Genomic DNA, 26,594 nt, shown 5'->3' with positions numbered 1-26,594 from the left:
ATCAGCCTTCAGCCTTTTCAGCACATTCAAAATGGCCAGGATTAGCACGGCAGCGCAGACGGAACATCAGCTTCATCATCCGTGGGTCGTAAACCTCTTCGGCGGTCAGTTCCAGACGGATCTGACGCAACATTTCTTTGTACTCATCCATCATTTTCTGCGGCAGGTCGATCCAGTAGTTCTCCGGGATTCCGGCCTCCGCGACGCGGATATGTTCCATCGCTTTATCAAAATTACGGAAGGCAAACTCACGGCTCTGTTGTGCAAATTGTGGTGGGAAGCGCTTGCTGTGAATCAGCAGCTGGAAATTCATCTGCGCCATGCTGAAGCGATAAATACCTCCGTTTTCCCCCAGCCCTTTGTACATTTCGAAAGGCTGATAAGCGATGGCGGGTGCATAGGCAACGTCAACATCGCCATTATTAAAACGCGGTGCAAATGTGGCGACGCTGGATGGCACCATGGTGGCTCCTACATGTTCCACCACTTTTACCGAAGCCTTGTCGTAATCGAGAGTGGCAATGCGCTTGCCGGCTGCTGCCTCGACTGAGTTGATGGCTTTATCGCGTACGTAAATATATACCGCTCCGCCAGGCATGATACCGGCCACCTCATAATCACCCTGCAGCATATATTTGCTGGCCTGAGGTTTGGCGAGCATGCCGATTAAATCCTGTAACTGCTGATAATCGCTGATGCCGCCCAGCGCTTCGATACTGGCAGTAAAGGCGTTGTAGGGACGAACGCGGGTGCCGGTTACGCCCATAGCATCGCAATGGCCGGCATTAAAATCGGCCAGTACGACGGCTTCGTTGGTATAGGCCTTTAATTCCAGTTCGGTTCCCCAGGACAGGGCGCTGGTCTGGTAATCACGCATGGCGTCGAATATCGGCCCTTTGGCACCGACCGGATCGAATACACAGAAGGTACGTTTGACGGTATCTGCATGGGCGGAAGACAGGCTGCACAGCAGAACAGCAAAAAGGACTAACAGGTGGCGTGAAGCGTTAGAAAACATAATCAGGACCTTTGTTTATTATTATGCAGGTCATCTGCCCGCCCATGATAACCGTCTGGGATGCGGTAGCAAGTCAGGCGCAGCATTGCCTTGCGGGCTGGTGCCAGAGCCCGCCTCTGAGTACCATACGCGCACTTTTTAGCTGTACACCGGAAGGTAGCGCGGAATGAATGCAGAGCTGTTTGAAACCTGGGCAATGAATATTGGCGTCACACTGTTGATCGGCTTTATGTTTTTCATTATTTACGATCTGGGTAAGCGCGCCAACGCCGGTAAGTTCGGGATGATGATTCTGCTGATTGGTCTGGGGCTGGGTATGGTTGGTTTTATTATTAAAACCGTACTGGTTGAAGTGCTTGATCTCTGAGCCATCCGGCATCTGACCAAAACACCAGATTTTTTAAGAACCTGGTGTGAATTCCTGCAGTAATGTCTGTCTGGTGCTAGCGCCAGCCTTGTTGTTTGTCTATACCTTAAAAGTATAAAGGATATCTTCTGTTTATCTGCTAACGGCAGAGGAGTCCGGCAATAATAACAACAGGGAGTGGTTATGGTTGCATGCAGCGCAGCACCAAGTCTGGAGCTATTGTCCCCAGAGCGGGGCGGAGCAGGAATCCAGCGGGTTCCATCAACCCTCAGCGGGCGTGCAGATGCCTGTGTTTATATCGTTAATCTGCCGGCAGATTCCGCTTCTCTGGGAATCGTGGGCTATACGCCTCAGCTCAGTGAACTGATTGAAGATGCTATGCCTCTTGTCTGGCACCTGCTTGCACGCCAGTCTCTGTCGGAACAACTCCCGATTTACCTTTTCTACGTGAACCCCCGTGATCAGATCGGCACTAATGCTGCGCGTTTGCTGCAATTGCTGCAGTTAATGTCCGGTAAGGCGCAAATCTGGGTGCCGGTGTCGACCAGCCACAGCGCGATCCTGCATTCGCTGCGCCTGATTTTGCCTGAAGCTGTGAGGCTGGATCTGAATCATTCATCTTTGCTGTATGTGGGCGACAACGCTAACCGCAAACCTATGAAGGCCATGGCTGAAGCCTGCGGTATGCCATTCTGCTTTCACGCGCTCTACTGAACAGGCTTTCTTGATTTGGATTAGCACCTGAGGCGCTGCAGTTGTTAGACTGACAGTAACAGTATGAACAGGCTTTAACCCAAGGAAGTTGCTTTATGCCTCAACAAGATCTCAAACAACAACTGCAACAGCTGCACGAGACCCTGCAACAGAATCCCCAGCTGGACGACAGCAGTCTGGAGTTACTGCACAGCATTGCCCGTGATATCAATGCCATGGAGAACAGTGATGCGGCTGATATCGGCGAGCGGGTGCAGGAGCAGGCGATTCGTTTTGAGCAGGAACATCCGACCTTAGCGGGTATTCTGCATCAGATAGTGGATACGCTGGGGCGCATTGGCGTCTGAGCGCTGTACCGGGTACTGTACGTTGTGTGCCGGCGTCAGTATCCGGTACAGCGACCTGCGGAATTCGTTTTGAGGGAACAGCTATGCGCCATATGCCTACGATTGCAGAAATTATGACGGCGTTTCCGGTTCATGTGGAAGAAAGTCTGCCACTGGCCGAAGCCGCGGAACTGATGAAATCTCATAACTGCCATCACCTGCCGGTTATGGCCGAACATGAGGTTGTCGGGTTACTGACCATCGAAGACCTCAAACTGGCACAACAGCCGGGTCATACCTCCAGCGATCTCGGAGACCTGAGTGCCGGCGATATGTGTCGCCGGCAGATTAAACAGGTTGATCTGCATACCCGGCTGGATGTCGTTCTTATGGGGATGGCAGAACAGCATGTTAATGCGGTGCTGATTATGCGTAATGATCGTCTGGCCGGAATCCTTACCAGTCAGGATGCCTGCCGCGGCTTTGCCCGCTGGCTGCAGAAAGAATACCTGCCGAGTGATGATCCGGGCGTAGCCTGAGGCGGCGCTTTCTCCGTAGTGGCCTCCGGTACTGCAGTTCCGGAGGTGCACCGCCTTGGAACATATCCATATTCCATTGTTTACAAATAGCGCATTTTTTCACGCTTTATCCTTCTTTTTTCTGTCTTTCCAGCCGTAATCAGCCGTTTTTAAGCGCATCCTGAACAAAATAAAAACATGGTACGGAGTTTGCGAAAGGCTGATTATCAGGAGGAGCAGCCTATGTATAAAATTGCCGATATTCAGGATTACCGTCAGCCCGTTATGCCCGTTTCATCCATGCCATCGGCCTGGCTGAACAGCGTGACCGAAATTATTGAAAGCCGTTACCACGATGAGGATAGTATCCAGCAGCTGTTGTTGCTGGTGGCCGAAAACAGCGGACTGAATAATGTTTCCGTAGCCTTACCGGATTCTCCCAGCCGTTTTAAAGCTCAGTACTGTTCCACCGGAGTCAGTAACGGTGTTTACAGTTTCGCCGTACAGCATGCCCTGTGCCGTCAGTTTGAATCACGTGAGTGGTTGGTGATTAAAGATGGCAGCGAGCGCCCTGAGCGGTTCGAACCTTTTATCGATTCTTTGTGTCAGCAAGATCGCTGTCTGCTGGTGCCTCTGGTGTTGCGTCAGTCGGTACTGGCGGTGCTGGTGATGGATCTGCGTGGTGCACGGGCAGACCATATCGATCTGGCGCTGGTGAATTTTCTTGGTGCGCAGATTGCCCATATGCTGGCCACCCAGGTGGTGCCGAATTTCAAAACACTTTATGCCCGCCCTTACCAGCGGGTACAGGCCGATGAACTGAGTGACATTCAGTCGGCAATTGCCAAATGCAGCGGAAATAAGACCATGGCAGCGAAAGTGCTCGGCCTGACGCCGCGTCAGCTGCGTTATCGCTTGTCCAAACTTTCCGGCGAGTGCTGACACTCCTTCCTCTCTTCATAAAACTGTCATGGGTTAAGCGTCACACTGGTGGAATAATCACCAGAGTGCCGCTTAACCATGGCCAAGATCCGCATTTCGATCGTCACGGAAACCTATGTTCCGGACGTTAACGGCGTTGCCAATTCCCTGCGCCAGCTCCTCAGTGCACTGAACCCTGAACAATTTTGTATTCAGATTGTCCGCACGGCACCGCGCAGCGACTGGCTGCCTGAAACCGAAGAGATCTGGTGCCGCGGCCTGACCATTCCGATGTACCCGGATCTGCAGCTTGGATTACCAGCCCGGCGCCGGGTGGCCAGAGCCTGGCAAAGTTTCCAGCCGGATCTGGTGTACATTGCGACCGAAGGCCCGCTGGGTAACTCTGCTCTGCGCCAGGCCCGTAAGCAGGGTATTCCGGTTATCAGTGCCTTCCACACCAACTTCCATCGCTACAGCAGCTATTACGGCCTTGGCTGGATCAAAACACTGACCCTGGCCTGGCTGCGGCGTTTTCATAACCGCACGGCGGCCACGCTGGTGCCGGCGGGTGAAATCGCAAGCGCATTAAGCAGCGAAGGTTTCCGCAATGTCTCGGTGCTGCCTCACGGGGTTGATTGCCAGCTGTTTCATCCGCGCCGGCGCAGCATTGCTTTGCGTCAGCAGTGGCAGGTTGGCGCTGAACCGGTGCTGTTGTATGTCGGACGCATTGCCGCTGAGAAAAATATTCCGCTGGCAATCCGCAGTTGGCAGGCGTTGCGGGCGCAGGGGAACAATGCCCGTCTGATCATGGTGGGTGATGGTCCTATGCGGGCGGAGCTGGAGCGAGAACATCCGCAGATTATTTTTGCCGGCGTGCAAACCGGTGAAACACTGGCGCGTTATTTTGCTTCAGCAGATGCATTTATTTTCCCCAGCCAGACAGAGACTTTTGGCCTGGTAACGCTGGAGGCGATGGCCAGTGGTTTGCCGGTCGTGGCGTTCAATATGGCTGCCGCGCAGATGCATGTGCAACCCGGGGTTAATGGTGAGCTGGCGGCGGACGATACGGATGAGGCGTTTATTGCTGCGACATCGCGTCTTTTTGGTGGTGATCTTCAGGCCATGGGCATCGCGGCTCGTCTTCAGGCTGAGCGTGCCAGCTGGCAGAGTGTGGCAGAGCAATTTGCTGCACTGGCTAGCCGTCATACCGGAGCGGCTGCGCCGAATAAAACTGAACAGATTCAAACTATGGTATGAGGGTTGCAATACTTCGTTTAACTGAGACTTCTGATAGTAGCTATTAACCGGAGATGATTGCATGGAATTCAACCGTCATAACATCGCTTTGCTGCAAAAGATCAAACGACTGGCGAAAGACGAACAGGGATGCGTGATTCACTTTGATTCACCGTCCCTTGAGCATGACCTGCGTGTTCTGGTGCAAAGCGGCGTCAGCCGTGATTTGCTGGCCCTGATTGAAGAGTTTCTGCCAACCCAGGAGCCACCAGAGCTGCATGAAATCAGCCATGTATACCGTGGCAGCCAGCGCCTGATGGATGATTCTGAGCGGGTCAGCAAACGTACCCAGCGTGTGTACCGCGGTCAGGTGGTGATGGCCTGAACTGCGGCTGGTGCGACATTAAAGTGCGCCTGTGCTAGTGTTCGCCCAATGCAGGGACGTTTCTGAGGGACTCTATGCGCTGGGGATCATTGTCTCGCACGCGTCTGCCCATTTTATTGGGCGTGTTACTGACCGCTTATTTTATTCTGCTGAGCCTGCAGCCCGGGCAAAGTCCCGGCCATTGGCTGAAACGACTCGACTTTCTGCTTTACGACCTGCGCTTTAACGCTGCACTCGACTGGCATCCGCCCGAACGTGGCGAGCAGCCAATTATCATTATCGACATCGATGAAAAATCCCTTGCCCATGAAGGCCGCTGGCCCTGGAGCCGGCACAAACTCGCCGATCTGGTAACCACACTGGCGCAGTATGGCGCAGTGGTTGTGGCCTTTGACGTGGTGTTCTCTGAGGCGGAACGTAACCCGGTGGACGATATCCGCAAGCGCCTGGCGGTTGATGGTGAGCGCTGGCAGGCGCCCGAAGGATGGCGCCGGCAGGTTGATGCCGATACTCATTTTGCACAGGAATTACCGGCGACCGATACGGTGCTGGGTTTTTTCTTTCTTGATGAGGGCAATGTGAGCGTGGGTCGTTTACCGGCTCCGGTCTACCGGTTGCCGGTGGAGGCTGCCAGACGTTCGGTGGTGATCGCCAAGCCGGGCTATGCTGCCAATCTGCCACTGCTGCAGGATGCTGCCGCCGGTGCTGGCTTTGTCACCACCTTTGCCGATGCTGATGGCGCGATCCGCCGGGCGCCACTGGTTATCCGCTATGGTAACGATCTGTACCCATCGCTGGCACTGGCGACGGTGATGGCTTATCTGTTCGACCGCACCTTGCAACTGGAAACGGTTGCGTTGGGCGATGTTGATGTACTGCGCTATGCTGGTGTCGGGGGACAGCTGGCACGTACCGATGCCGCTGGCCGGGTTATTGTGCCGTATAAAGGGCCAAAGCGTACTTTTACCTATTTTTCTGCCACCGATGTGCTCAATGGCAATATCAGCGACGATGCGCTGGAAGGTGCCATTGTGTTGGTGGGCACCTCAGCCCTCGGCTTATCGGATCTGCGTGCCACGCCGGTTGGTACGCAGTATCCGGGGGTGGAAGTACATGCCAATGTGATCGAAGCCCTGCTTAATGATGAATTCCCATACCGTCCGGAATGGGAAGCGGGTGCGCTGCTTGCCCAGCTGTTGTTGTTTGGCATAGTGCTGTCGTTCTGGCTGCCACGGCTTGGGCCTTTCAGTGCCATGTTGCTGAGTGGTCTGGCGGTTGTACTGGTGATCAGTGGCAATTTTTATCTGTGGTCCTATCAGAACCTCGATTTACCGCTGGCAGCGGTATTGCTGCTGGTTGGCGGGCTGACCATCGTTAATCTGGGGTATGGCTTTGTCAGCGAGAATCTCAGCCGTCGCTTACTGAAAGGGATGTTCGACCAGTATGTGCCGCCGGCGCATATTGAGCGGATGATGAATGACCCTACTGCCTATCAGTTTGCCGGGGAAAGCAAAGAGCTGACGGTACTGTTCAGCGATATCCGCAGCTTTACCAATATCTCTGAAAATCTGTCGGCCGCTGATCTTAAGGCACTGCTTAACAGCTACTTCACGCCCATCACCAAAGTGATTTTTGATAATGAAGGCACCATCGATAAATACGTCGGCGATATGGTGATGGCTTTCTGGGGCGCTCCACTGGATGACGAACGTCATGCCTGTCATGCGGTACAGGCAGCGCTCAGTATGCAGCGCGTTACGGCCTCGCTGCGTGAGGAATTTATTGCCCGTGGCTGGCCGGCGATTGAAATCGGCATTGGCATTAATACCGGTCCGATGAATGTGGGCGATATGGGATCATCCTACCGCCGTGCCTATACCGTGCTGGGGGATGCGGTGAATCTGGGTTCCCGGCTGGAAAGCATTACCAAGTTTTATGGTGTGAAGATTCTGGTCGGTGAGAACACCCATGCCCAGGCACCGGAGTTTGTTTACCGCTATGTCGACCGTATTCAGGTAAAAGGTAAAAACGAACCTATCCGCGTCTATGAACCACTGGGCCTAGCAGGTGAAGTTGATGAGGCAACGCAGCAGGAGCTGGCACTGCAGCAGCAGGGAACCGAGCATTATTTTGCCCGCCGCTGGGATGAAGCGGTGCTGATTTTTACGCAGTTATGGCAGCAACAGCCACGGCGTTTATATCAGGTATATATCGAGCGTATCGGCAGCCTGCGCCAGCAGACGCTGGCTGAGGACTGGGATGGTGTCTTCCGCCATACCGATAAGTAAGCGGAAGACAGAGGTCAGCTTCAGAACTGACCTGTCCGCACCTGTTGTGGCCAGACAACAATGCCGGCGGCACTGTTGCCGTCCATATCGATCAGGTTGAAACTGCCGGCAAATACGCCGCCTGACGGAGCGACCAGTACGCCACTGAACTGGCTGGCGACGGCGTCCAGCGCAGAGCTTTCGCCGTGATAACCTGTGCCGAACTGCATCTGAACCAGCGCTGTATTTTTACCGTTGGCGCCACCCGCACGGATGGTACCGGTAAAGTCGGCGTTCCAGAAATTACCGCCGATACTCTGGCCACCACTGCCATCAGCATAGTCAGCACTCAGAAAACCATTGCTGACGATACCGGTAGAAAAATCCAGATCAAAATTGCCGCTGGCACTGAGCAGAGCATTCCCTTTGCTGTCTGTTCCCAGGGCCTGAGTGCCGCCGAAATATACCGAGCCAGAGGTAGGGATATTGCCTTCAAGGGCGGGATTGGCAATCACCCACATAACCGGCGATTCGACAGCGGTGACAACCAGCGAACTTTCTTCCAGCAACTGTGAAACCGGCGCCTCTGCGCTGCCGTTCCAGATGCCCCATTCAATACCGGCAATATCCGCCATCTCCGGCAGCAATGTACTGTCGGTTGTGCCACTGTAACGGGTGATATCAATACCGTTATTGTCGTCGACGGATACAAACACCGGCTCGCCACGCTCGTCACGGAAGGCGGATACAGGAATCGCCTTGCCATTAACAATAATGCTGCCGACGCTGGTACTGGTGAGAAAGGCGGTGAATTCTTCCGAACTCAGGCGCAGATCCGGTGAGGTGATCACAGGACCGCCGTCGCCACCATCACCACCGTCTCCGCCATCAGGAGGGGTGTTATCAATCAGATTACCGGCTTCTTTTAAGGTATCTTCATGACCACTGTCGGCATCCTGATCAAGAGGTGGCGGAACTTTGTTATCGCCGCTGGTGTTATTCAGTACCGTTGTAGCCGGGCTGGTAGTGGCTGTTCCGGGAGGTGGTGTGCTGCCATCCGGATTTTCTGAACCGGTTGTACTCATGCTGTCTGGTATGACGTCAGAATCAGCATTATCCAGTGCCTGCGGTGCTTCCAGCATTCCCTGAAAGCCAGTGTTACCCAGTACGCCAAAGTTGAAATCAGCATTCTGGCCAAGATTAAAATCGCCCTGATCTGAGGACAGCGTAATGCCTCCTTTCCAGACTCCCGCCATCAGCTGGCCTTTGGCCAGTAAGGCGCTGTAGAGCGTGCCACGGATACCGATGCTGGCAACGGGGGTGTCGACCCGGTAAGCCTCTTTATTGCCTTTGCCAATACTGCCGGTCAGGGTGCGGAACCCACCTTCTACCAGTTCCATCAGCACCTTGCCCCCTTTGCCATCGGCATCGGCCTGCTGGTAGGCATGAATACTGAGCTGGCTGTTTTCCTGCAAAGCCAGCAGGGCGTTATCGATAAAGCGGATCTGTACGCGGCTGCCGGTACCGGTACGAATGGTGTCGCTGGGGTAAATTTCATCGCGGCGCTTCAGATTGCGGCTGCTGCCATCGGCTGCCTGCGCAGTGACATCGCCTTTTACCATGATGATGTGGCCGGCCAGTTCGGCTGCCCGGGCTGAGTTCAGTGTGAACATCATCAGCAGAATAACCATTGCCTGAAACAGGCAGGCTGAACGTGTAATCCGGTGCATGATGGCCTCCATCAGAATGTCCAGTTGATGCCCGCTTCGAGCAGCGTGCGGTCATATTCGTACAAGGGGAGATTGCTGTTGTAACGGACCTGGCTGGCCTGGGTGTAAAGGGTCAGGGCTGGTAACAGGGTATAGCCGTAGCCCAGTACCAGCTGGATCATTTGCTCGGCACGGGTTTCGCCGGCGGCGAGCAGATTGTCCGCCGGAAATGCTCCCTGAAACTGGTAATCGCGCAGAATCAGGCTGGCGTACAGACTGCTGTGAATGTTCAGCAGTTGCTGAGCACTCAGGTTAATACCCTGCGTGTCCCGTGCCTGATACTCCTGTTCGCCGTCATCGGTGGCCAGCACCAGTGCAAACTGGGCTGAGAGCGATCCGGCTGAAAAAGCGGCACCCGCCTGAATTTCGGCCTGCAGCAGGTCGAGATCATCATTGAGCTTATTGTCTTGGCTACTCAGTGTCAGACGGGTCTGACTCTGCCATTCGCTGGCCAGCTGGTAGTTCCATTCCAGATTCGCCGACAGGTCTGACAGCAGATCATCCCGGCCCAGCCAATAGTGGCTGTAACGACCGCCAAGCCGCAGATTGTGACGTCCACGGACCATCCGCATGCCGCCGCTGGCGTAGAGGTTATCCAGATCAAACAGATCATCGGCGGCGTTGTCTTTGCGGCTGGCTCCTAACTGCAGGTCGATGGCGCTGCGCTGTGTCAGTGGGCTGATATAACTGCCCTGGGCCCGCAGCTGATAGTAGCCACTGCCTTTAGCGCGCTGATCACGGCTCAGGCGCGCGGTCAGCAGGCCGTCGAGCAGGTCGACCTCATTGAGATCAGTGGCGGTATTGTAATTGGAGTCATAACCGCCGCTGGCGGACACAAAACCTCCCCAGGCAGGCATCACGCTCTGGCGCTGCTCCTGAATACGTTGCAGGAACTGTGCAATGGTCTCCCGGACCTGCGCAGGCGGGTTGGTACTCTGAACCCGGCTGAACTCCTGCTCGGCAGCATCGTGATTACCAAGGTAATAGTAAGCACGTGCTAACTCCAGACGGTAGCGGGCAACTGCCGGGTAGTTGCTGCTGAGGCGCTCGAAGCCGAATAAGGCTTCATTGAAATATCCAAGCTGGGCAGCGCTGAATGCGTAATAAAAATCAAATGACGGGTCGCCTTCGTAAAGGCTGAGCAGTGGTTGTGCCAGTTGATAGGCGCTCTGGTAGTCCTGCTGCCGGATCAGTTGTGACAGTTGCTGATTGGTTCGTGCCAGTGTTGTGGTATCTGCTTCGGGCGCTGCACCTGGTGTAACAGGCGTCAGGGCCGGTGTGGCTTGGTCTGCCGGAACTTCTGCCGTTGCCTCTGTCACAGAGGACGTTCCGGCGGCGGGTTGTTCTTCCGCCTGCAGCAGGGCCGCAGAGAACAATGATCCGCACAGCAGCAGTGAAGCAGCTTGTGTAATTGGTCCTTTCACCTTGCTCAGTCCTTTATGGTCGCCGGTTTACATAGTGTGCACTGACTGACGATAAATACCAATAATTGCGCAGTGTCTGTCTGCTGCATGGCTGCAAGGGATCTGCGCAGGATTGTTGATGCTCAGCATGTTCAGGTAGCAAGGTTTACACCATTAGTCATAATAACTGTATGGTTATTTGATGTGCATCAAGCTCCGTATCAACCTCTTTCAGGGGCGATTTTTTCGTTGATTTACATCAATTCTGCCTTCCGGCCCCTTGCTAAAGTGACTTCATACCAAGCGCAATGAAGCAGCCAACGCAGCCATTGCCGCTCCGAACTGCACGGCTTAACTGAGAGGTGAGCACTATGTTTATGGATGAAGTTGTATTTTCCGGCCTGATTATTGTTGCCCTGACCTGCGCCTTCTTTGGCGGCGTTTACTGGGCTGTTAAGAAAGACATCGAAAAACACGGTACTGGTGAATAAGCCGGGCCAACACGCTTTAGTTTTACTGTTTCTGCGCTGAGTACCTTGCCTCTGGGCCTGACGTTGATCGTCATGGCCCCTTTTTTTGTCTCTTTGTCGTGATCAGTTCAGCTGGTGAGCAGCCAGCAGCAGTGGCTGGCGGATATTCAGCTGATTAAGCCGGTCCAGTACGGCCTGCAGATCATCACCCTCGGGCACTGGTCCGATCCGCACTTTATGTAAACCGGCTCCGCCATCCTGAGTGCTGATGCTGACCGGCCAGGTCATGGGCGCCAGTGAGCGCTGCAGGCTGGCCTGCAGCCGTTGCGCGGCGGCGGCATCTGACAACGCGCTGACCTGCACCCAACGTACGCTGTGGGCATGGGGTGGGGTGACAACTTCAACATCAACCACGGCCGTGCCCATGTTATTGATGCCAAGGCGAACGGCAGCAGCATAGGACAGATCAATAATCCGGCCTTCGTGGAACGGCCCGCGGTCATTGACCCGCACGATAATGGATTTGCCGTTATCAACCCGGGTAACACGGACATAGCTGGGCAGAGGCAGGGTTTTGTGGGCCGCGCTGAACTGATAGACGTCGTAAACTTCGCCGTTTGAGGTGCGGTGACCATGAAATTTCATACCGTACCAGGAAGCAATACCGCGTTCTTTGTAGTTATCGGCCTTGTCCATCACCTGATATTCCTTGCCGAATACCTGGTAGCTGCGCGGATTACCCATGCTGCTGCGGGGCTCTGCTTTAGGTTCCGGTTCCGGCAGATTGTGGATATCGGCAACGGTTGCCGGAGTGAAGTCGTTGGCGTGCTGATAACGCGAGGTCGCACAGCCTGCCAGCACCAGTGTCAGTGCCAGCAGAAGGGTAACCGCTCTCAACGCAGCGCCTCACTCAACTGATAGACGGCCATGGCATACATGCGGCTGTGGTTGTAGCGGGTGATAACATAAAAATTGTGCTCACCGAGCCAGAATTCTGCGCCGACTTTTCCCTGCAGACGGATCAGGTTCGCGGGGCGGTCTTCGGCGACTTTGTTGGTCGGTTCCACGCCCAGTGCTTTTAATTCGGCGACGGTCCATTTGGGTTTGAGGCTGTCGTTGATGATTTCTTCATAGTCTTTACCGCTGACCCGAACGCGTTGGGTTACGGCTTCACCGGTGCGCCAGCCGTGGCGTTTGAAGTAGTTGGCGACGCTGAAAATCGCATCCGCAGGATTCCCCCACAGATCACGCTTACCGTCTTTGTCGGCATCAACGGCGTAGTTCAGAAAACTGGTAGGAATAAACTGACCATAACCCATCGCGCCGGCATACGAACCTTTGACACTGGCCGGGTCGATTTTTTCATCGCGGGCGAGAGCAAAGAAGGCTTTTAATTCGCGCCAGAACAGCGGCCGTTGCGGATAATCAAAGGCCAGTGTGGCGAGGGAATCGAGTACGCGATAATTTCCCTGACGGGTTCCATAAAACGTTTCTACGCCGATGATGGCAGCAATAATGTGTTTATCAACACCGAATTTTTGTTCGGCCTGTTGCAGCAGCTCGGCATGTTCCTGCAAAAATGCTTTACCGGCAGATATGCGTTTTGAGGTCAGAAATATATCCTGATATTCGTCCCACTCTTTTACTTTTTCGGCCGGGCGGGCAATGGCTTCGAGAACGGAGTCGAGCTTTTCGGCATGGGTCAGCCAGGCGCGGATTTCGGCCGGATCAATTTTGTATTCTTTGCTGGCTTCAGCAATAAATTCGTCGCTGCGCGGATGCTGATCATAAGCTGCAGAAACAGGCAGGGCTGCACATAACAATAAAGCGCTGCTTAATTTACTCAGGGTGTCACGGAAAAAACGCATAAATCTGTATCCTAATTCTGCCGGTGGGTGTACATGGACATAATTAAACCGAAAGCCGTCAGCAGACTGACTACCGAGGTGCCACCGTAGCTCACCAACGGTAAGGGTACGCCGACCACTGGTAATATGCCACTGACCATACCTATGTTTACGAATACATAGATAAAAAACGTAACGGCCAGACTACCGGACAACAAACGACCGAATAAAGTTTCACAGCGGGAAGACAGATACAGGCAACGCATAATAATCAGAAAGTACAATATCAGCAGGGCAAGTACGCCAATCAGGCCGAGTTCTTCTGCCAGTACGGCGATAATAAAATCGGTATGGCTTTCCGGCAGAAACTCAAGCTGCGACTGAGTGCCCTGTAAAAATCCCTTGCCATCAATGCCGCCTGAACCAATGGCCGTTTTTGACTGAATAATATTCCAGCCGGATCCGAGCGGATCGCTTTCCGGATTGAGAAAAGTCAGCACCCGTTGTTTCTGATATTCACGCATCACAAAAAACCACATCAGTGGTGCACAGGCTGCGACAATACCTATCATCGACAGTATTAATGCCCAGGACATACCGGCAAAAAACAACACCAGAATTCCGGACGCGCTGATCAGAATGGATGTACCGAGATCGGGTTGTTTCAGAATCAGAATGGTGGGCAGGCCAATAATTATCATGGCCTTAATCAGGTCGAAAAAACGCGGCGGTACAGGACGGGTCGACATATACCAGGCGACCGTCAGCGGCAGCGCCAGCTTTACCAGCTCTGATGGCTGAAAACGCGGCAGACCGGGTAGCTCCAGCCAGCGTTGTGCGCCTTTGGCACCCACGCCCATGACCAGTACGCCGATAAGCGCAATAACACCGATGGCAAAGGCCCAGGGAGCCACTGTCTGATAAAAGCGCGGAGGAAACTGGGCCACGACAATCAGGACGATAAAACCGATCAGAAAATGCAGCGCCTGACGTTTGACCATGGTCATATCCTGGCCGCTGCCGCTGTACAGAATCAGCAGGCCGCAACCGGCCAGCAGCAGAATCAGCAGGAACAGAATGAGGTCGATGTGCATGCGCTCAAACCAGGCGCGGCTGCGATCGAACCCATGCTGGTGATGGCCGCTGCCCATGGTGCGGCTGAAATCGGTATTAGCCACTAGCCTTCTGCGCCTCCGAGGTATTCGTTAATGATGCTCTGTGCAATCGGGCCGGCGGTACGGCCGGCGGATTCACCGTTTTCGATCACCACGGCAATGGCAATCTCTGGCTTTTCCACCGGAGCAAAAGCAATAAAGAGTGCGTGGTCACGCCAGCGCTCACGCAGGGATTCGGAGTCGTACTCTTCATCCTGTTTGATGCCCACGACCTGCGCGGTACCGGTTTTACCGGCTATCGGGTAGCGCAGTTTGCTCAGCAGGCGCCGGGCTGTGCCACGGCTGCCGCTGATCACCTGTTCCATGGCGTGATACATCTGCTCCCAGTCCTGCGGGTTTTTCAGCTGAATATCGGCAATATCGCCATGCGGAATTTCGTCAGCTATATCGTTATGCGCCAGAATCAGACGCGGTACCTGCCACTGACCACGATTGGCCAGTACTGCGGTTGCGGTGGCCAGCTGCATCGGCGTAACCAGCATAAAGCCCTGACCAATACCGAGGTTGACGGTATCACCGGCGTACCAGAAGGATTTTCTTTTGGCCCGTTTCCAGTCGCGGTCGGGCAATAAACCCGGCAGGGCGTTGCTGATGTCCAGTGTCATATTGCGGCCAAAGCCGAACTGAGCGAGGAACGGTGAAATATTGTCGATACCGGCCCGTACAGCGACGTCGTAAAAATAGGTGTCACAGGATTCAACAATGGCACGCTGCAGGTTTACTTTGCCGTGGCCGCTGCGCTTCCAGTCGCGATACAGGCGTTCGTCATTTTCCAGCTGATACCAGCCCGGATCATCGATGCTCTCGTTCCAGCTGGTAATGCCGGAATTGAGTGCCGCTAAGCCAACGAAAGGCTTGAGAGTGGAGGCTGGTGGATACTGGCCACGGATTGCCCGGTCAAACAATGGCAGATCGGGATTGTCACGCAGGCTTGAATAATCTTTGTGTGAGATTCCGGTAACAAATAAGTTCGGATCGAAGCTCGGGTTGGAGTACAGACTGATAATACCGCCGGTTGCCACTTCGATTGCAACGAGGGCGCCACGCATCCCCTTCATTTCTTTTTCTGCCAGCTTCTGCAAACGGCTGTCGAGGTGCAGGCTGATGTCCTGGCCGGGCACAGGGTCCTGACGTTCAATAATCTGGATAACCCGTCCACGGGCGTTGGTCTCTACTTTCTGGTAGCCCACTTCACCGTGCAGATCCTGCTCGTAACGGCGCTCCACGCCGAGCTTGCCGATAAACTGGGTCGCGCTGTAACGGCGCTTGGTTTCCGGGTCGGTGTCGAGGGTGGCCTGCTCCTGCTGGTTGATCCGGCCAACATAGCCGAGTACATGAGCAAAGGTTTCACCTTGCGGGTAATGCCGCACCAGCTGGGCTTCAACGTCGACACCGGGCAGGTAGAAACGGTTGACCATCACTTTGGCAATGTCGTCTTCGCTCAGCTGGTGGCGCAGCACTACAGGCTCAAACGGCCGGCGGCGGAAGCCCTGACGTTTTTCAAACTGCTCGCGGTCACGTTCGCTGATACCGATCAGCTGATCGAGGAAAGCGATGGTCTGCTCCATATCGCGTACCCGTTCCGGTACCAGGGTCAGACTGTAAGAGGGGATGTTTTCGGCCAGCAGAATGCCGTTGCGGTCGTAAATCAGACCGCGGTTAGGTGCAATAGGACGCAGCTGAATACGGTTGTTTTCCGACAGGTCTTTGTATTTTTCGTAGAGGTTGATCTGCAGATAGGCCATGCGCCAGGCCAGTATGCACAGCATCAGGAAAATAAAGATGGCCAGTGTTAATGCGCGGGAGCGGAACAGCCTCCGTTCTGCCGATTTATCCCTGAATGAATGCTCCCACATAAACGACTCACTTATGGTAAGGGTGGCCCTGCAGGATGCTCCACGCACGGTACAGCTGTTCGGCCAGCAGTACACGCACCAGCGGGTGGGGCAGAGTCAGTGCTGACAATGACCAGCGCTGTCTGGCCAGTGCCAGTACTTCGGCAGTCATGCCATCCGGGCCGCCGACCAGCAGGGCCACATCGCCGCCCTGCATGCGCCAGCCTTCCAGCTGCTGTGACAACTGCTCGGTCGACCAGTTGCTGCCTTTTACATCCAGCGCCACGACATGATCCTGCGGACGGATTGCTTTACGCAGAGCGTCAGCTTCCTGCTGCATGGCTTTTTCTTTGCTGGTGTTTTTGGCGCGGTGTCCCGGCGGAATTTCCACCAGTTCGATGCTGCAGTCGGCAGGCAGGCGCTTGGCGTATTCCGCAAAGCCCTGTTCCACCCATGCCGGCATCTTATGACCTACCGCCAGAAGGCGCAGTTTCATGCCTCAGATTGTCCGGTCTCTGCGCCGGGTTCTCCCCAGAGGCGCTCCAGATCGTAGAAGTGGCGGGACTGGTCGGTCATAACGTGTACCACCACATCAATCAGGTCGATCAGAACCCAATCAGCGGCGGCACGACCTTCCGTACCGTTAGGGCGCAGGCCGGCGTGCTTGGCTTTTTCTTCTACGTTAGCGGCAACAGCTGTGACGTGACGGTTAGAAGTACCGGTTGCGATGATCATCCAGTCGGTTACCGAAGTACGGCCGCGGACGTCGAGAACGGTGATATTTTGCGCTTTCAGGTCTTCCAAAGCGTCGATCACCAGAGATTTGATTTGCTCAGTTTGCATTCAGTTCTATCGATAGAGTTGTTGTTGGGTTATGTAATCCAGCACCGCGTCCGGTGTCAGAAAGGTCACATTGTCGCCCTGCTTGATAGCCCGGCGCAAGTCGGAGGCGGATATATCCAGCTCCGGCCAGTGATGAAGACAGATATGACCGGCTTCAGCGGCCAGTAAATCGGTCAGTGAGCACTCACGTTGCTCTAATTGTTGTTCCTGCCAGTGGCTGACATTGCGCAATCCGGGACGGCTGATGACCAGCAGATTGGCTTCATCCAGCAGTGATTGCGGCTGATGCCAGTGTTCGAATCCCTGCCAGGCATCCTGCCCCATGACCCAGGTAAAGCCGACGTCCGGATAAGCGGCGCGCAGGGCCGCGACGGTGATGGCGCTGTAGCTCAGGTCATCACGCTCAAGCTCGATGTTGCTCGGTTCAATCCCATCCAGATTGCGGCATGCCAGCAGCAGCATTGCCAGACGCTGTTCAGCGCTGGCCTGTGGCTGGGGCCGGTGTGGCGGAATGCGGTTGGGAATCAGCAGGACTTTTTCGAAGCCGAGATCGCGCAATTGCACGGCGATACGCAGATGACCGATATGAACCGGATCAAAGGTACCGCCCAGCAGTGCCCAGCGTTTGCGGCGGCTGCCGGACGATTGCCCGGCGGTTGGCTGCGTGGCGGGCGGCTTATTTACGGACTTCGCCATTACCCAGCACTACGTACTTTTGTGAGGTCAGACCGTCGAGACCGACCGGGCCGCGGGCATGGATTTTATCGGTCGAGATACCGATTTCGGCGCCCAGGCCGTACTCAAAACCATCGGCAAAGCGGGTTGAGGCGTTGACCATCACCGAGCTGGAGTCGACTTCGGTCAGGAAGCGCCGTGCCAGCGTGTAGTTTTCGCTGACGATGGTGTCGGTATGGTGTGAGCCATAGTGGTTGATATGGTCGATGGCGCTGTCCATATCGTCGACGATTTTCACCGCCAGTACCGGCGCCAGATATTCGGTATGCCAGTCTTCTTCCGTCGCGGCATTAATATCGGTCAGCAGTTCACGGGTACGCTCACAGCCTCGCAGTTCCACGCCAAGGGCTTCATAGGCTTCGGCCAGCTCCGGCAGGATGTCGGCGGCCACGGCCTGATGCACCAGCAGGGTTTCCATGGTGTTACAGGTGCCGTAGCGGTGTGTCTTGGCGTTGATGGCGATATTGATGGCCTTGGTTTTATCGGCGAATTCGTCGATATACACATGGCAGATACCATCCAGATGCTTGATCACAATCACCTTGGCGTCACGGCTGATACGCTCAATCAGGCCTTTGCCACCGCGCGGCACGATCACATCCACGTACTCCGGCATGGTGATTAACGCGCCGACCGCGGCGCGGTCGGTGGTTTCCACCACCTGCACGGCACTGGCCGGCAAGCCGGCTTCTTCCAGACCGGCGCTGATAATGGCGGCCAGGGTGCGGTTGGCTTCAATGGCTTCGGAACCACCACGCAGAATGGCAGCGTTGCCGGATTTCAGGCACAGGCTGGCGGCCTCAATAGTGACGTTCGGACGGCTTTCATAAATGATGCCGATAACGCCCAGAGGCACACGCATCTTGCCTACCTGGATACCGCTTGGGCGGTATTTCAGATCGGTGATCTCACCGACCGGATCGGCCAGGGTGGCGACCTGATGCAGGCCTTCGATCATGGTATCGATACGCTCGTCGGTCAGTTCCAGGCGATCGAGCAGGGCAGCCTCAAGGCCATTGTCGCGGCCGCGCTGCATATCACGCTGGTTGGCGGCCTTGATAGCATCGCGCTGGGTGGTAATGGCGTCGGCAATGGCCAGCAGCGCCTTATTTTTGTCCTGAGTCGACGCGCGGGCCATGGCACGGGAGGCCTGGCGGGCGTTCTGACCCAGGGTCTGCATGTATTCGATTACATCCATCGATCACACCTGAACAGTCTGTAGCGGGAGAAAGTGCGCTAGTATACACCAACAACTACAATGAAAGCGTCCGCAGCCTCTGCGGTGCAGTAATTTCAGCTACGGATTCTCTCTGTTATGGAAAAAACGCAGTTTCACAGCCTGGTCGTGCTGCAGGTGAAGGTTCTTTATTGCCTGCTGGCGGCGTTGGGATTGAGCATTATTGCTGCCCTCGATCTGCTCGAAGATAAAAAACAGTTCGCCATGATTGCCGCCGGTTTTTCGCTGGCGCTGGTGATTTATGCCGGTTACCTGCTACTGCGCCGTAAGCAGCGTTCTTCACCGTACCCGGAGTGGGTGCTGGTGGGGCTGTTATCGGTGTTTACCCTGTTTGGTATGCATCAGAGTGCACAGGTCGCGCACTGGATTTATTTTGTGCCGGTGTACACCTACTTTTTGTTTCCCTTCCGTCTGGCAAGCTACATTACCCTCGCGTACAGCGCGGTGCTGGTATTACTGGTACTGGAAGACTTTGATAATTACAGCCGTTTGCAGATGCTGTTTACCTACGCTGCCTGTTACACCTTCTCGGTGATGTATGCACTGATTAACGAACGTAATAACCGTGCCCTGACAGAAATTGTGAATACCGATCCTCTGACGCAGGTCTATAACGAACATCAGTTATATCTGGATCTGAATAAAGAAATGACCCGTGCCGACCGTCAGCGCAGCAGCCTGATGTTAATGGCGGTGGCAACACCAGAGGCCTGGCACAGTCTGAAAGTGGAAGACTATGAACAGCGACTGAGTTATCTCGGCAACAAACTGCGCAAGTGTCTGCGAAAATACGATGCCTGTTACCGCCTGAATACCGATGATTTTGTGATTGTTATGCCGCACAGTGATCCGCAGGACTCTGAAGAGCTGAAAGCCCAGCTGCTGGGCTGTATGGCCGATAAAAAGTTTGCCGCACTGAAAGAACTGCCGGTGCATGTGGAGGCCTATCAACCGGATGACGATGCTCACAGTCTGATCCGCCGGGTTATGGAGACATTACATGCTGGCTGACTTATCACAGGACGAATTGCTGCCAAGACTTCAGGCCGTGGTGTATTTACTGGCATCGGTCGCCATTGGAATTCTGATGTACGACCAGTACCGGCAGGGGTTGTACCCGTTGGTGCTGAGTAACGCTATAGCCATCCCGGCGTTTGTATTCAGCGCCATTTTTATTTATATCAACCGCGACCGTGACAGCTTCTCCTGGGTCAATTATCCGCTGATTTTTACCCTGGCCGGACTGGCGCTGTATCAGTTGCCGCAGTACCCGCAGCTGATGACGCATTATTTATATGCCTTACCGCTGTTCAGTTATTTTTGCCTGCCGCTGTATCCGGCCACCGTATTTAATGTGGTGGTCGCGGTTCTGATGACGCTGCTGCTGTGGCTTGATCATGGTTTTATGCTGGCGCTGCGTACCGGCACCAATTACTCATTGCTGCTCGGCTCTGCCTGGTGTTTTGCCTATTTAACGCTGTTAAAAGGCTGGTCGCTGAAACGTCTGGCCCTGACCGATCAGACTTCCGGCGCTTATAACCGCAGACACTTTTTTCATGCCCTGACCCGTGAGATTGCCCGCAGTGAATCGACCCGTCACAGTGTCAGCCTGATTGGACTGGTGATTGATGATTACCGTCAGCTGATTGATATTCACGGCAACCGGGTGATGTCGCAGTTTCTGCCGCGCTTTGTAGAACGCACTCAGCGCCAGATCCGTGCCGGAGATGAAATATTCCGTCTGGCCGATGATTTGTTTGTACTGGTGCTGCCGAACTGTCCGGAAGATGGCGCCATTGTGCTGATGGAGAGGGTTAAGCGCACATTGCAGCAACAGGCATGGAAACCCTTTGCGGAGATTTCCATCAGCGCATCGGCGGTGGGTCTGCAGAGTGGGGAAGACAGTAAAGATCTGGAAAAACGTTTATCGGCAAAACTTAAGAAACAGAAACGCGCCAGTCTGCAACTGGCGGCGTTTGCCGATTAACAGGGTTTCAATACGGTTGTTGCCTGTGACTTAAACGCTGGCGCGGATAATCCGCACCAGCGTTTTTGTTTTTGATTGTGGCAGGTTCAGCTTGCCGTAAAATTCCGCCGGGTCGTGTACCCGTACCTCGTTAAAACCATCCTGCTGAAAACCTTCTTTAATGGCAGCATCCGATGGATAGTGCAGTGGCCATTGGCCGCGGGTAAAAAATCCCACCAGTTTCTGCGCGAATTTTACGTAGCGGTATGACGGATGATCGGCAAAATCCGGGTATAAATCGGTGACATAAAATCCGCCGGAAAATCCTTTCAGACCTTCCGCCATTCGTGCCCAGACACTGCGGATGGTGGTCAGATCAAAATAATTCACCAGCCCTTCGGTAACGATGGCGGTTTTTTTCGCCGGATCAAGGCTGGCCAGCAAGGCGGAAATAGAGTCATCACCGCTTTGCTGCAGAATATTGCAGGCCCGAACGCTGTGGCCACTGGCCTGGCCAATGGCCGCCAATAGTGCCTGTTTGCGGTTGGCCATGCCGGGAAGATCGGCTTCGATATAAGTCAGCTGCGGATATTTCTGTTTAAAGCGATAACCTCGCGGCGATAGACCGGCAGCGATTTCAACAATCTGCTCCACACCTTCTTCTTCAATCAGGCGCTCGACCTGATGATCAATAACAGAGTGCCGCTGCAGTAAAAATGTATCGATATCAGCACCGGCCACCAGACGTAAAAAGGCATTAACCGGGCTGAGTGCAGCGTTGGCGACACGTCCCATACCGGTAATAAACCCGGGGGCGGAGAGGCCGTGCTTGTACCAGATGTAGCCGGTATAGTGAGCGCTGATGCTGATGCGGGACGTATCGGTGGCGGAAGTGGAAGAGGTCATGAGCTGTCTTTTATTGTTGTTGTGTACGCACACGAGAATACAGGGGAATACCCTGCTGCGTCCACGCGTGGTCAACCGGCAACAGCCCGGGCGGTTGTGATGGAATCGGCACTATCCGGTTTTTTCGCAGACTTCCCCGGTATTATTGAGCAGCATGGCTGGCTGCTGTTGCCGGCGGTGTTTCTGCTGGCGCTGGTGGAATCGCTGCTGGTGGTCGGCTTACTGATTCCCGGTGTGGCCCTGCTGGTGGCGTTAACCATTCTGGCTGCTGAGCAGGGGGTGCCCGTTGTCTGGTGGTGGCTTGCCGGAGCCGCGGGGGCATTCTGTGGTGACGGTCTGAGTTTTCATATTGGCCGCTGGTATGGCCCGCGGCTGGCGCACTGGAATATCTTCCGCCGCCATTCTGACTGGCTTCCCTCAGCTGAGCACTTTTTTGCCCGTTATGGTGTCTGGAGTATTGCGCTTGGGCGCTTTATCGGCCCGTTGCGCCCTCTGGTACCGGCGGTGGCCGGAGTGTGCGGGATGCCGGTACGGCGTTTCTGGTGGGTAAACAGCTGGTCTTCTGCCGCCTGGGCGGCGTTTTATCTGCTGCCGGTTTACTGGTTTGGTAAGGCGGCCCTGACCGTACTGCAACCCTGGCAATTATTGCTGGGGTTGGGACTGGCAACGCTGGTCGCGCTGCTGCTCAGTCGCGTATTGCGGCGCCGGAAAGGCCGCTGATAACAGGTCTTACTGCTTATCCTGTAATGCCCGTACTTCGTTACGTGCCTCATTAAGCTGAAACTGCAGGTCGGCGACTTTCTGTTTCAGTTCGCGCGCAGCGGCCACTTCCTGCTGATGCTGGTCGGCAATCTCCTGCAGACTTTTTTCGGCATCTTTTACTTGCTGCTGCCAGCGTTTACTCAGCCGGTATGCCACCAGGGCACCACCAATAATCATGCCTGCCATAATGGCGAAAATGAGACCCATAACAACTCCTGTGGCCCTGAGGCTATGCGGGGTAAAACGTCAGTTTATCGGAATTAGCGCGGATATACCCGGCTGCCGGGCAAAAACTGGTAAACTGCCCGCCGTTGAATTTTCTGTGGGCTGATCGCCATCAGCCCATTGTTGTGGAGCGAAGTTGTGACCATTGCTGAACTGGTAGCCAAAAGTGGCGCGCAGATGCGCGTATTTGATCTTGGGCGACGCATCGAAGAAGTGCCACTGGCGGATTTCAAAGCCTTTGAACAGATGCAGAAACCCTATCCGGTACCCTATCTGAAACATGCCTGGCTGGGCATTCTCAGCTGGAATCCCGATGAGCCGGGACAGCACAATATCTGGTTTGTGAAATTGCCGCTGGATGAGCAGAACATTCTGCAGCCAGGTCCGCGTGATGCCTTCCTGCAACACTGGCTGCGGGTTGCCCAGTATCCGGATCAGAAGCACGGCGATGCGCCCTGCAGCTACAAACCGGATGCTAACCGTATGGCCTACTTTCATGCACTGGCGCTGCAGGCGCTGGGGCAGGGGACGACCCAATACTACGCGACCGCCCGTGCTTACCTGAGCGGTGATATCGGCTGGGACAACTGGCAGCAGCTTGGCCTGCAGGGGCTGGCCGAAGTGGTTGCACGCCTGGCGGAAGAGCAGAACGAAACGCTGCTCTGTAATGCACTGCCGCATTTACCCGCAGTGCCACGCAACGTGGTGCTGGGATTCCTTGAAAATGCCGCACCGGGTCAGGCGCTGACCTCCGCGATTAACGACAGCCTGTCACAGGTTGTTGCTGGTGGTGCTGAGGTGGCCGATCTGGCAGCCTTTGCCCGAGCGTTATCGCACAGCGTTAATGCCGATCAGCGCGTGCTGTTGCTGCAATTGCTGCTGCAACATCCGCACAGCCGTTCGGTCGAGTTGCTGGCCGCGCTGGGCAGCCGTTGCTGGCGTGATCTGCAGGGCGGACTGCTGCTGGCTTATCTCGAATGCCTGGCGGTTAACGAACAGGGCATCAGTGCCTTTAATGCGCTGGTCGCCGATTTGCTGGCGTTACCGGGTATGCGCGAGCGCTTTATGGAAGTCTTCCGTTCTCCGCAGCGCAGTGAATCGCTGGCGCAGGCGATTGGTCAGCTGTTGTCGCTGGCGCGTCAGGGTGACAGCGGGCGTCTGCAATGAGCGGTCAGGCAGAAGCTCTGTGCCCCTGTGGCAGTGGCCGTCTGTATGGTGACTGTTGTCAGCCGTTGCATCAGGGGCAGCCTGCTGCAACCGCTGAAGCCCTGATGCGCTCGCGTTACACCGCCTTTGTTTTTGGCTTGCAGGAGTATCTGCTCGAAAGCTGGGACAGCCGCACCCGCCCGGCAGAATTACCGCTGGATAACGATACCCGCTGGTTTGGCTTAACGGTGCATGATTCACAGCAGGATGGCGACAGAGCGACGGTCAGTTTCAGTGCGCGTTTCTGCGAAGGCAAAGACTGGTTCAGCCTGAGCGAAGTTTCTGCTTTTGCTTTAGCGGACGATGGCCATTGGCGTTATGTGGATGGTAAGGCTGATTTTCAGCCGCTGCAGACGGGGCGTAACGACCTTTGCCCTTGTGGCAGCGAGAAGAAATACAAGAAGTGTTGCGGCGCCTGATACTGATATCGGGCGCCGGATAAAAGGCCTGTCAGGATGGTTGCTGCGGACGGGTCATGCCTTTTAACAACATGCCCCAAACCATGGCAAAAGTGCCGAGTACGGACAGCAGCATCATCAGGTTTACCAGCGTGCTGTGGCGCTGATAGTAACTGCTCTGTGGTTGCGGCTGATCGGCACAGCGGGCATTGATGAAGTCGTAAAAGCCACCGCTTTGGCTGCATTCAGTCACGGCCGACATTTCGATTCCGTACAGTGTCAGCAAAATAATGCCGGGAACGGCAAATAACAGTGAACCGAGGCGTAGCCACATGTTTTTTTCTCCGCGTATTACAGGTGAATGACAGATGGAACTTGACATCAGAGGGCGATTCTTTGCATCTTACCAGCCTCGGGCCTGTTCACACTAATTGAATCAGGCCTGCTGAGAGCCAGTTTTCCTCAGAACAAGGAGAGAGGACTGATATTAGCGGGCTAAATGAATGACGAACGACGAGGTTTATGGGGGAAACCGGCCTCAGCCCGAAGGGTTATGGCTAAAAATTACTCATGCCGCGTTGCTGTTCGTTCGCTTAACCTGTTAGGCCACACTCTCAGCGCCTTGCCTGAGATATTTTTAGTCGATAACAGGCCTGTTTAATCAGTATGAACAGGCTCCGCTTATGCCCGACAAAACGATAACAAAATAAAGCTGCTCATTATGAAACGACTGATTACCGTAACTGCTCTACTGCTGGCCATGAATTCCCAGGCCGCTACCCAGAACCTGGATCAGCTGCTGAGCAGCATCAAAGCCGATATTGCTGCACAGCGTTTATCCAGCCCGGCGGGCAATAACGCGCTGGAGCGTATCGACGCTTTCCGTGAGCAGGCTCCCTATGATTTCCGTGTTGTGCCACTGGCCTATCAGTGGGGCGAAGCCTATGTGGCGCTGGCAAACAAAGCCATCGCAGCCAAAGAGTACGATAAGGCTCAGGGGTATCTGGATAAAGTCTGGCTGGTAGCAGCACTGACTCCGGGGCTGGAAGAAAGCCAGGATAAACTGGATAAGCTTTATAAAGGTGCTCCGAACGTGGTTGCCCGTGCTGAAGAAAAAGGCCCGAGCAAAGAAGAGCTGGCGCGTCAGAAACAACTGGCCGAAGCTGCAGAAAAAGAAAAAGCCAAGGTAGAAGCCGAGCGTAAGCGTAAGGCGGAAGAAGAAAAACGTCAGGCTGCGGCGGACAAGAAGAAAGCCGAGCAGGAGCGTCTTCGTCGTCAGGAAGAGGAACGTCAGCGTCGTGCTGAAGCGGAAAAAGCCGAAAAAGCAGCCGCTGCAAAACGTCTGGCTGATGCAGAAAAGGCCAACACTGCTAAATCTAAAGCGGATGCCAAACCAGCGGCTAAAGCTGCTCCTGTTGTCGCCGTGGCTAAACCCGTAGCGCCTAAGCCTGTGGTAAAAGCCAGCGCCGGCAGTAATGAAGTTTCTGAGTTGTGGAGTGAAGCGAAAGAAGATACCGCGCCTATGGCCAGCTATCCGGTTTCAGCCGAGCAGATTGCCAGCCGTGACCGTGATATCGCCGATAGTCTGCAGCCGGTCTGTAAAGCCATTCTGGATAACGATGCATCGGTGGTTGTTCATACTCAGGATAAAGCGGATTACCGTTGGTTGACGGTACGCCTGACACTGTGTCTGCGCCGTCTGGATAAGTCGTTCCGTCTGCGTCACAGCTATCAGGCTGTAGCTGACAACGCTCCGTTTGTGACTTTGCACCCAACGCGTGAAGTCTCTCTGGTGCGTCAGGCAGGGGATTAAACTTACGCGCTGAAGATAAAAACCCGGTTTTTTTTGCCGGGTTTTTTTATATCGTTTTTTCGTCTGTGGCGATGGAACCAAACACCGGTTTTTACGGTCACTCATGGTCGGGCAGCGGCCCGGCTAATTCACCCGACAGGGGCAAACGAACATTGGAGGGAGCAGGAGCAGTCGTTACTCTTTCTGCCCCCTGCAAAAAATGTTCAGCGTGTTACAATGCGCGCCCGTGTTTACCCAACGGTTAAATATTTG

Annotated in this window: 29 protein-coding genes; 15 read left to right on the top strand and 14 right to left on the bottom strand. The window is 54.7% G+C overall.

What is annotated here, in order from left to right; all coding sequences use genetic code 11:
• Position 1: 1 nt before the first annotated feature.
• Positions 2-1,018, bottom strand: a complete 1,017-nt coding sequence (locus tag LGT44_RS11645; protein WP_230332687.1) for a putative solute-binding protein — start codon at positions 1,016-1,018, stop codon at positions 2-4.
• A 166-nt stretch (positions 1,019-1,184) separates the two neighbouring features.
• Here LGT44_RS11645 and LGT44_RS11640 point away from each other — a divergent pair, with 166 nt between their 5' ends.
• The 8 genes from LGT44_RS11640 (at position 1,185) to LGT44_RS11605 (ending at position 7,773) form a co-directional block, all read left to right on the top strand.
• Positions 1,185-1,385, top strand: a complete 201-nt coding sequence (locus tag LGT44_RS11640) for a DUF2788 domain-containing protein (protein WP_145469764.1) — start codon at positions 1,185-1,187, stop codon at positions 1,383-1,385.
• Positions 1,386-1,568: 183 nt separating this feature from the next.
• Positions 1,569-2,099, top strand: coding sequence for a hypothetical protein (locus LGT44_RS11635; protein WP_145469763.1), 531 nt, complete (start codon positions 1,569-1,571; stop codon positions 2,097-2,099).
• Between the two features lie 95 nt (positions 2,100-2,194).
• The gene (locus tag LGT44_RS11630; RefSeq protein WP_145469762.1) at positions 2,195-2,446 is read left to right on the top strand and encodes a DUF4404 family protein; all 252 of its coding nucleotides are present in this window, start codon (positions 2,195-2,197) and stop codon (positions 2,444-2,446) included.
• An 83-nt stretch (positions 2,447-2,529) separates the two neighbouring features.
• Positions 2,530-2,964: a CBS domain-containing protein gene (locus LGT44_RS11625; protein ID WP_145469761.1), complete on the top strand. Its 435-nt coding sequence runs from the start codon at positions 2,530-2,532 to the stop codon at positions 2,962-2,964.
• 222 nt (positions 2,965-3,186) lie between these two features.
• Positions 3,187-3,885: a helix-turn-helix domain-containing protein gene (locus tag LGT44_RS11620; RefSeq protein ID WP_222428580.1), complete on the top strand. Its 699-nt coding sequence runs from the start codon at positions 3,187-3,189 to the stop codon at positions 3,883-3,885.
• Positions 3,886-3,963: 78 nt separating this feature from the next.
• Positions 3,964-5,121 carry a glycosyltransferase family 4 protein gene (locus LGT44_RS11615; protein WP_230332688.1) on the top strand — a complete coding sequence of 386 codons (1,158 nt, stop codon included), beginning with the start codon at positions 3,964-3,966 and terminating at the stop codon, positions 5,119-5,121.
• A gap of 61 nt (positions 5,122-5,182) precedes the next feature.
• Positions 5,183-5,485, top strand: a complete 303-nt coding sequence (locus tag LGT44_RS11610) for a hypothetical protein (protein WP_145469758.1) — start codon at positions 5,183-5,185, stop codon at positions 5,483-5,485.
• Positions 5,486-5,559: 74 nt separating this feature from the next.
• Entirely contained in the window at positions 5,560-7,773 is a 2,214-nt protein-coding gene (locus LGT44_RS11605; RefSeq protein WP_230332689.1) for a CHASE2 domain-containing protein, read from the top strand.
• Between the two features lie 20 nt (positions 7,774-7,793).
• Here LGT44_RS11605 and LGT44_RS11600 read toward each other — a convergent pair whose 3' ends face one another.
• Both LGT44_RS11600 and LGT44_RS11595 read right to left on the bottom strand, forming a co-directional pair.
• Entirely contained in the window at positions 7,794-9,482 is a 1,689-nt protein-coding gene (locus LGT44_RS11600) for a FecR family protein (RefSeq protein WP_230332690.1), read from the bottom strand.
• 11 nt (positions 9,483-9,493) lie between these two features.
• Positions 9,494-10,945 carry a tetratricopeptide repeat protein gene (locus tag LGT44_RS11595; protein WP_230332691.1) on the bottom strand — a complete coding sequence of 484 codons (1,452 nt, stop codon included), beginning with the start codon at positions 10,943-10,945 and terminating at the stop codon, positions 9,494-9,496.
• A 350-nt stretch (positions 10,946-11,295) separates the two neighbouring features.
• Here LGT44_RS11595 and ccoM point away from each other — a divergent pair, with 350 nt between their 5' ends.
• The gene (gene ccoM, locus LGT44_RS20175) at positions 11,296-11,415 is read left to right on the top strand and encodes a cytochrome c oxidase subunit CcoM (RefSeq protein ID WP_286716578.1); all 120 of its coding nucleotides are present in this window, start codon (positions 11,296-11,298) and stop codon (positions 11,413-11,415) included.
• Between the two features lie 102 nt (positions 11,416-11,517).
• On the opposite strand, the gene LGT44_RS11590 is transcribed toward ccoM, so the two are convergent.
• Genes LGT44_RS11590 through LGT44_RS11555 form a run of 8 tightly spaced genes read right to left on the bottom strand, consistent with a single transcriptional unit; the run spans position 11,518 to position 19,027 of the window.
• Positions 11,518-12,291, bottom strand: a complete 774-nt coding sequence (locus LGT44_RS11590; RefSeq protein ID WP_230332692.1) for a septal ring lytic transglycosylase RlpA family protein — start codon at positions 12,289-12,291, stop codon at positions 11,518-11,520.
• Entirely contained in the window at positions 12,288-13,262 is a 975-nt protein-coding gene (mltB, locus tag LGT44_RS11585; RefSeq protein ID WP_145469753.1) for a lytic murein transglycosylase B, read from the bottom strand. Before mltB ends, LGT44_RS11590 begins: the two co-directional genes overlap by 4 nt.
• Before the next feature lie 11 nt (positions 13,263-13,273).
• A complete protein-coding gene (gene rodA, locus LGT44_RS11580) occupies positions 13,274-14,419 on the bottom strand; it encodes a rod shape-determining protein RodA (RefSeq protein WP_225692195.1) in 1,146 nt (381 codons plus the stop codon).
• Positions 14,419-16,272: a penicillin-binding protein 2 gene (mrdA, locus tag LGT44_RS11575; RefSeq protein ID WP_145469752.1), complete on the bottom strand. Its 1,854-nt coding sequence runs from the start codon at positions 16,270-16,272 to the stop codon at positions 14,419-14,421. Before mrdA ends, rodA begins: the two co-directional genes overlap by 1 nt.
• A 7-nt stretch (positions 16,273-16,279) precedes the next feature.
• Positions 16,280-16,747 (bottom strand): 23S rRNA (pseudouridine(1915)-N(3))-methyltransferase RlmH, encoded by a 468-nt coding sequence (rlmH, locus tag LGT44_RS11570; protein ID WP_145469751.1) that lies wholly within the window; start codon positions 16,745-16,747, stop codon positions 16,280-16,282.
• Positions 16,744-17,094: a ribosome silencing factor gene (rsfS, locus tag LGT44_RS11565; protein WP_145469750.1), complete on the bottom strand. Its 351-nt coding sequence runs from the start codon at positions 17,092-17,094 to the stop codon at positions 16,744-16,746. Before rsfS ends, rlmH begins: the two co-directional genes overlap by 4 nt.
• Before the next feature lie 6 nt (positions 17,095-17,100).
• Complete coding sequence (nadD, locus tag LGT44_RS11560; RefSeq protein WP_230332693.1) at positions 17,101-17,790, bottom strand: nicotinate-nucleotide adenylyltransferase; 690 nt, start codon at positions 17,788-17,790, stop codon at positions 17,101-17,103.
• Positions 17,771-19,027 (bottom strand): glutamate-5-semialdehyde dehydrogenase, encoded by a 1,257-nt coding sequence (locus LGT44_RS11555; protein WP_230332694.1) that lies wholly within the window; start codon positions 19,025-19,027, stop codon positions 17,771-17,773. Before LGT44_RS11555 ends, nadD begins: the two co-directional genes overlap by 20 nt.
• A gap of 117 nt (positions 19,028-19,144) precedes the next feature.
• On the opposite strand from LGT44_RS11555, the gene LGT44_RS11550 reads away from it, so the two are divergent.
• Both LGT44_RS11550 and LGT44_RS11545 read left to right on the top strand, forming a co-directional pair.
• Complete coding sequence (locus LGT44_RS11550) at positions 19,145-20,077, top strand: GGDEF domain-containing protein (RefSeq protein WP_145469747.1); 933 nt, start codon at positions 19,145-19,147, stop codon at positions 20,075-20,077.
• Complete coding sequence (locus LGT44_RS11545) at positions 20,067-21,053, top strand: GGDEF domain-containing protein (protein ID WP_145469746.1); 987 nt, start codon at positions 20,067-20,069, stop codon at positions 21,051-21,053. Before LGT44_RS11550 ends, LGT44_RS11545 begins: the two co-directional genes overlap by 11 nt.
• Before the next feature lie 30 nt (positions 21,054-21,083).
• Here the strand turns inward: LGT44_RS11545 and LGT44_RS11540 are convergent, their stop codons facing one another.
• On the bottom strand, positions 21,084-21,938 hold the full coding sequence (locus tag LGT44_RS11540) for a class I SAM-dependent methyltransferase (RefSeq protein ID WP_230332695.1): 855 nt from the start codon (positions 21,936-21,938) through the stop codon (positions 21,084-21,086).
• 99 nt (positions 21,939-22,037) lie between these two features.
• On the opposite strand from LGT44_RS11540, the gene LGT44_RS11535 reads away from it, so the two are divergent.
• On the top strand, positions 22,038-22,658 hold the full coding sequence (locus LGT44_RS11535; protein WP_230332696.1) for a DedA family protein: 621 nt from the start codon (positions 22,038-22,040) through the stop codon (positions 22,656-22,658).
• A gap of 9 nt (positions 22,659-22,667) precedes the next feature.
• Here the strand turns inward: LGT44_RS11535 and LGT44_RS11530 are convergent, their stop codons facing one another.
• Positions 22,668-22,907, bottom strand: a complete 240-nt coding sequence (locus LGT44_RS11530) for a hypothetical protein (RefSeq protein ID WP_145469743.1) — start codon at positions 22,905-22,907, stop codon at positions 22,668-22,670.
• A 156-nt stretch (positions 22,908-23,063) separates the two neighbouring features.
• Here LGT44_RS11530 and LGT44_RS11525 point away from each other — a divergent pair, with 156 nt between their 5' ends.
• Both LGT44_RS11525 and LGT44_RS11520 read left to right on the top strand, forming a co-directional pair.
• Positions 23,064-24,092 carry a DUF3549 family protein gene (locus LGT44_RS11525; RefSeq protein WP_230332697.1) on the top strand — a complete coding sequence of 343 codons (1,029 nt, stop codon included), beginning with the start codon at positions 23,064-23,066 and terminating at the stop codon, positions 24,090-24,092.
• Positions 24,089-24,550, top strand: a complete 462-nt coding sequence (locus LGT44_RS11520; protein ID WP_230332698.1) for a YchJ family protein — start codon at positions 24,089-24,091, stop codon at positions 24,548-24,550. Before LGT44_RS11525 ends, LGT44_RS11520 begins: the two co-directional genes overlap by 4 nt.
• Positions 24,551-24,581: 31 nt before the next feature.
• On the opposite strand, the gene LGT44_RS11515 is transcribed toward LGT44_RS11520, so the two are convergent.
• A complete protein-coding gene (locus LGT44_RS11515; RefSeq protein WP_145469740.1) occupies positions 24,582-24,863 on the bottom strand; it encodes a hypothetical protein in 282 nt (93 codons plus the stop codon).
• Positions 24,864-25,250: 387 nt separating this feature from the next.
• Between LGT44_RS11515 and LGT44_RS11510 the strand changes: the two genes are divergently transcribed.
• Entirely contained in the window at positions 25,251-26,342 is a 1,092-nt protein-coding gene (locus LGT44_RS11510; RefSeq protein WP_145469739.1) for a hypothetical protein, read from the top strand.
• The last annotated feature ends 252 nt before the right edge of the window (positions 26,343-26,594 follow it).

It is taken from the genome of Thalassolituus alkanivorans, from assembly GCF_020447205.1.
GTDB lineage: Bacteria > Pseudomonadota > Gammaproteobacteria > Pseudomonadales > Oceanobacteraceae > Venatoribacter > Venatoribacter alkanivorans.
Note: the sequence above shows the minus strand (reverse complement) of the source record. Positions and strands in the feature narration are given on the sequence as shown.

Coding starts and splice junctions, on each gene's coding strand:
- LGT44_RS11645 (WP_230332687.1), bottom strand. CDS start 1,018: ATGTTTTCTAACGCTTCACGCCACCTGTTAGTCCTTTTTGCTGTTCTG.
- LGT44_RS11640 (WP_145469764.1), top strand. CDS start 1,185: ATGAATGCAGAGCTGTTTGAAACCTGGGCAATGAATATTGGCGTCACA.
- LGT44_RS11635 (WP_145469763.1), top strand. CDS start 1,569: ATGGTTGCATGCAGCGCAGCACCAAGTCTGGAGCTATTGTCCCCAGAG.
- LGT44_RS11630 (WP_145469762.1), top strand. CDS start 2,195: ATGCCTCAACAAGATCTCAAACAACAACTGCAACAGCTGCACGAGACC.
- LGT44_RS11625 (WP_145469761.1), top strand. CDS start 2,530: ATGCGCCATATGCCTACGATTGCAGAAATTATGACGGCGTTTCCGGTT.
- LGT44_RS11620 (WP_222428580.1), top strand. CDS start 3,187: ATGTATAAAATTGCCGATATTCAGGATTACCGTCAGCCCGTTATGCCC.
- LGT44_RS11615 (WP_230332688.1), top strand. CDS start 3,964: ATGGCCAAGATCCGCATTTCGATCGTCACGGAAACCTATGTTCCGGAC.
- LGT44_RS11610 (WP_145469758.1), top strand. CDS start 5,183: ATGGAATTCAACCGTCATAACATCGCTTTGCTGCAAAAGATCAAACGA.
- LGT44_RS11605 (WP_230332689.1), top strand. CDS start 5,560: ATGCGCTGGGGATCATTGTCTCGCACGCGTCTGCCCATTTTATTGGGC.
- LGT44_RS11600 (WP_230332690.1), bottom strand. CDS start 9,482: ATGCACCGGATTACACGTTCAGCCTGCCTGTTTCAGGCAATGGTTATT.
- ccoM (WP_286716578.1), top strand. CDS start 11,296: ATGTTTATGGATGAAGTTGTATTTTCCGGCCTGATTATTGTTGCCCTG.
- mltB (WP_145469753.1), bottom strand. CDS start 13,262: ATGCGTTTTTTCCGTGACACCCTGAGTAAATTAAGCAGCGCTTTATTG.
- mrdA (WP_145469752.1), bottom strand. CDS start 16,272: ATGTGGGAGCATTCATTCAGGGATAAATCGGCAGAACGGAGGCTGTTC.
- rlmH (WP_145469751.1), bottom strand. CDS start 16,747: ATGAAACTGCGCCTTCTGGCGGTAGGTCATAAGATGCCGGCATGGGTG.
- rsfS (WP_145469750.1), bottom strand. CDS start 17,094: ATGCAAACTGAGCAAATCAAATCTCTGGTGATCGACGCTTTGGAAGAC.
- nadD (WP_230332693.1), bottom strand. CDS start 17,790: ATGGCGAAGTCCGTAAATAAGCCGCCCGCCACGCAGCCAACCGCCGGG.
- LGT44_RS11555 (WP_230332694.1), bottom strand. CDS start 19,027: ATGGATGTAATCGAATACATGCAGACCCTGGGTCAGAACGCCCGCCAG.
- LGT44_RS11550 (WP_145469747.1), top strand. CDS start 19,145: ATGGAAAAAACGCAGTTTCACAGCCTGGTCGTGCTGCAGGTGAAGGTT.
- LGT44_RS11545 (WP_145469746.1), top strand. CDS start 20,067: ATGCTGGCTGACTTATCACAGGACGAATTGCTGCCAAGACTTCAGGCC.
- LGT44_RS11540 (WP_230332695.1), bottom strand. CDS start 21,938: ATGACCTCTTCCACTTCCGCCACCGATACGTCCCGCATCAGCATCAGC.
- LGT44_RS11535 (WP_230332696.1), top strand. CDS start 22,038: ATGGAATCGGCACTATCCGGTTTTTTCGCAGACTTCCCCGGTATTATT.
- LGT44_RS11530 (WP_145469743.1), bottom strand. CDS start 22,907: ATGGGTCTCATTTTCGCCATTATGGCAGGCATGATTATTGGTGGTGCC.
- LGT44_RS11520 (WP_230332698.1), top strand. CDS start 24,089: ATGAGCGGTCAGGCAGAAGCTCTGTGCCCCTGTGGCAGTGGCCGTCTG.
- LGT44_RS11515 (WP_145469740.1), bottom strand. CDS start 24,863: ATGTGGCTACGCCTCGGTTCACTGTTATTTGCCGTTCCCGGCATTATT.
- LGT44_RS11510 (WP_145469739.1), top strand. CDS start 25,251: ATGAAACGACTGATTACCGTAACTGCTCTACTGCTGGCCATGAATTCC.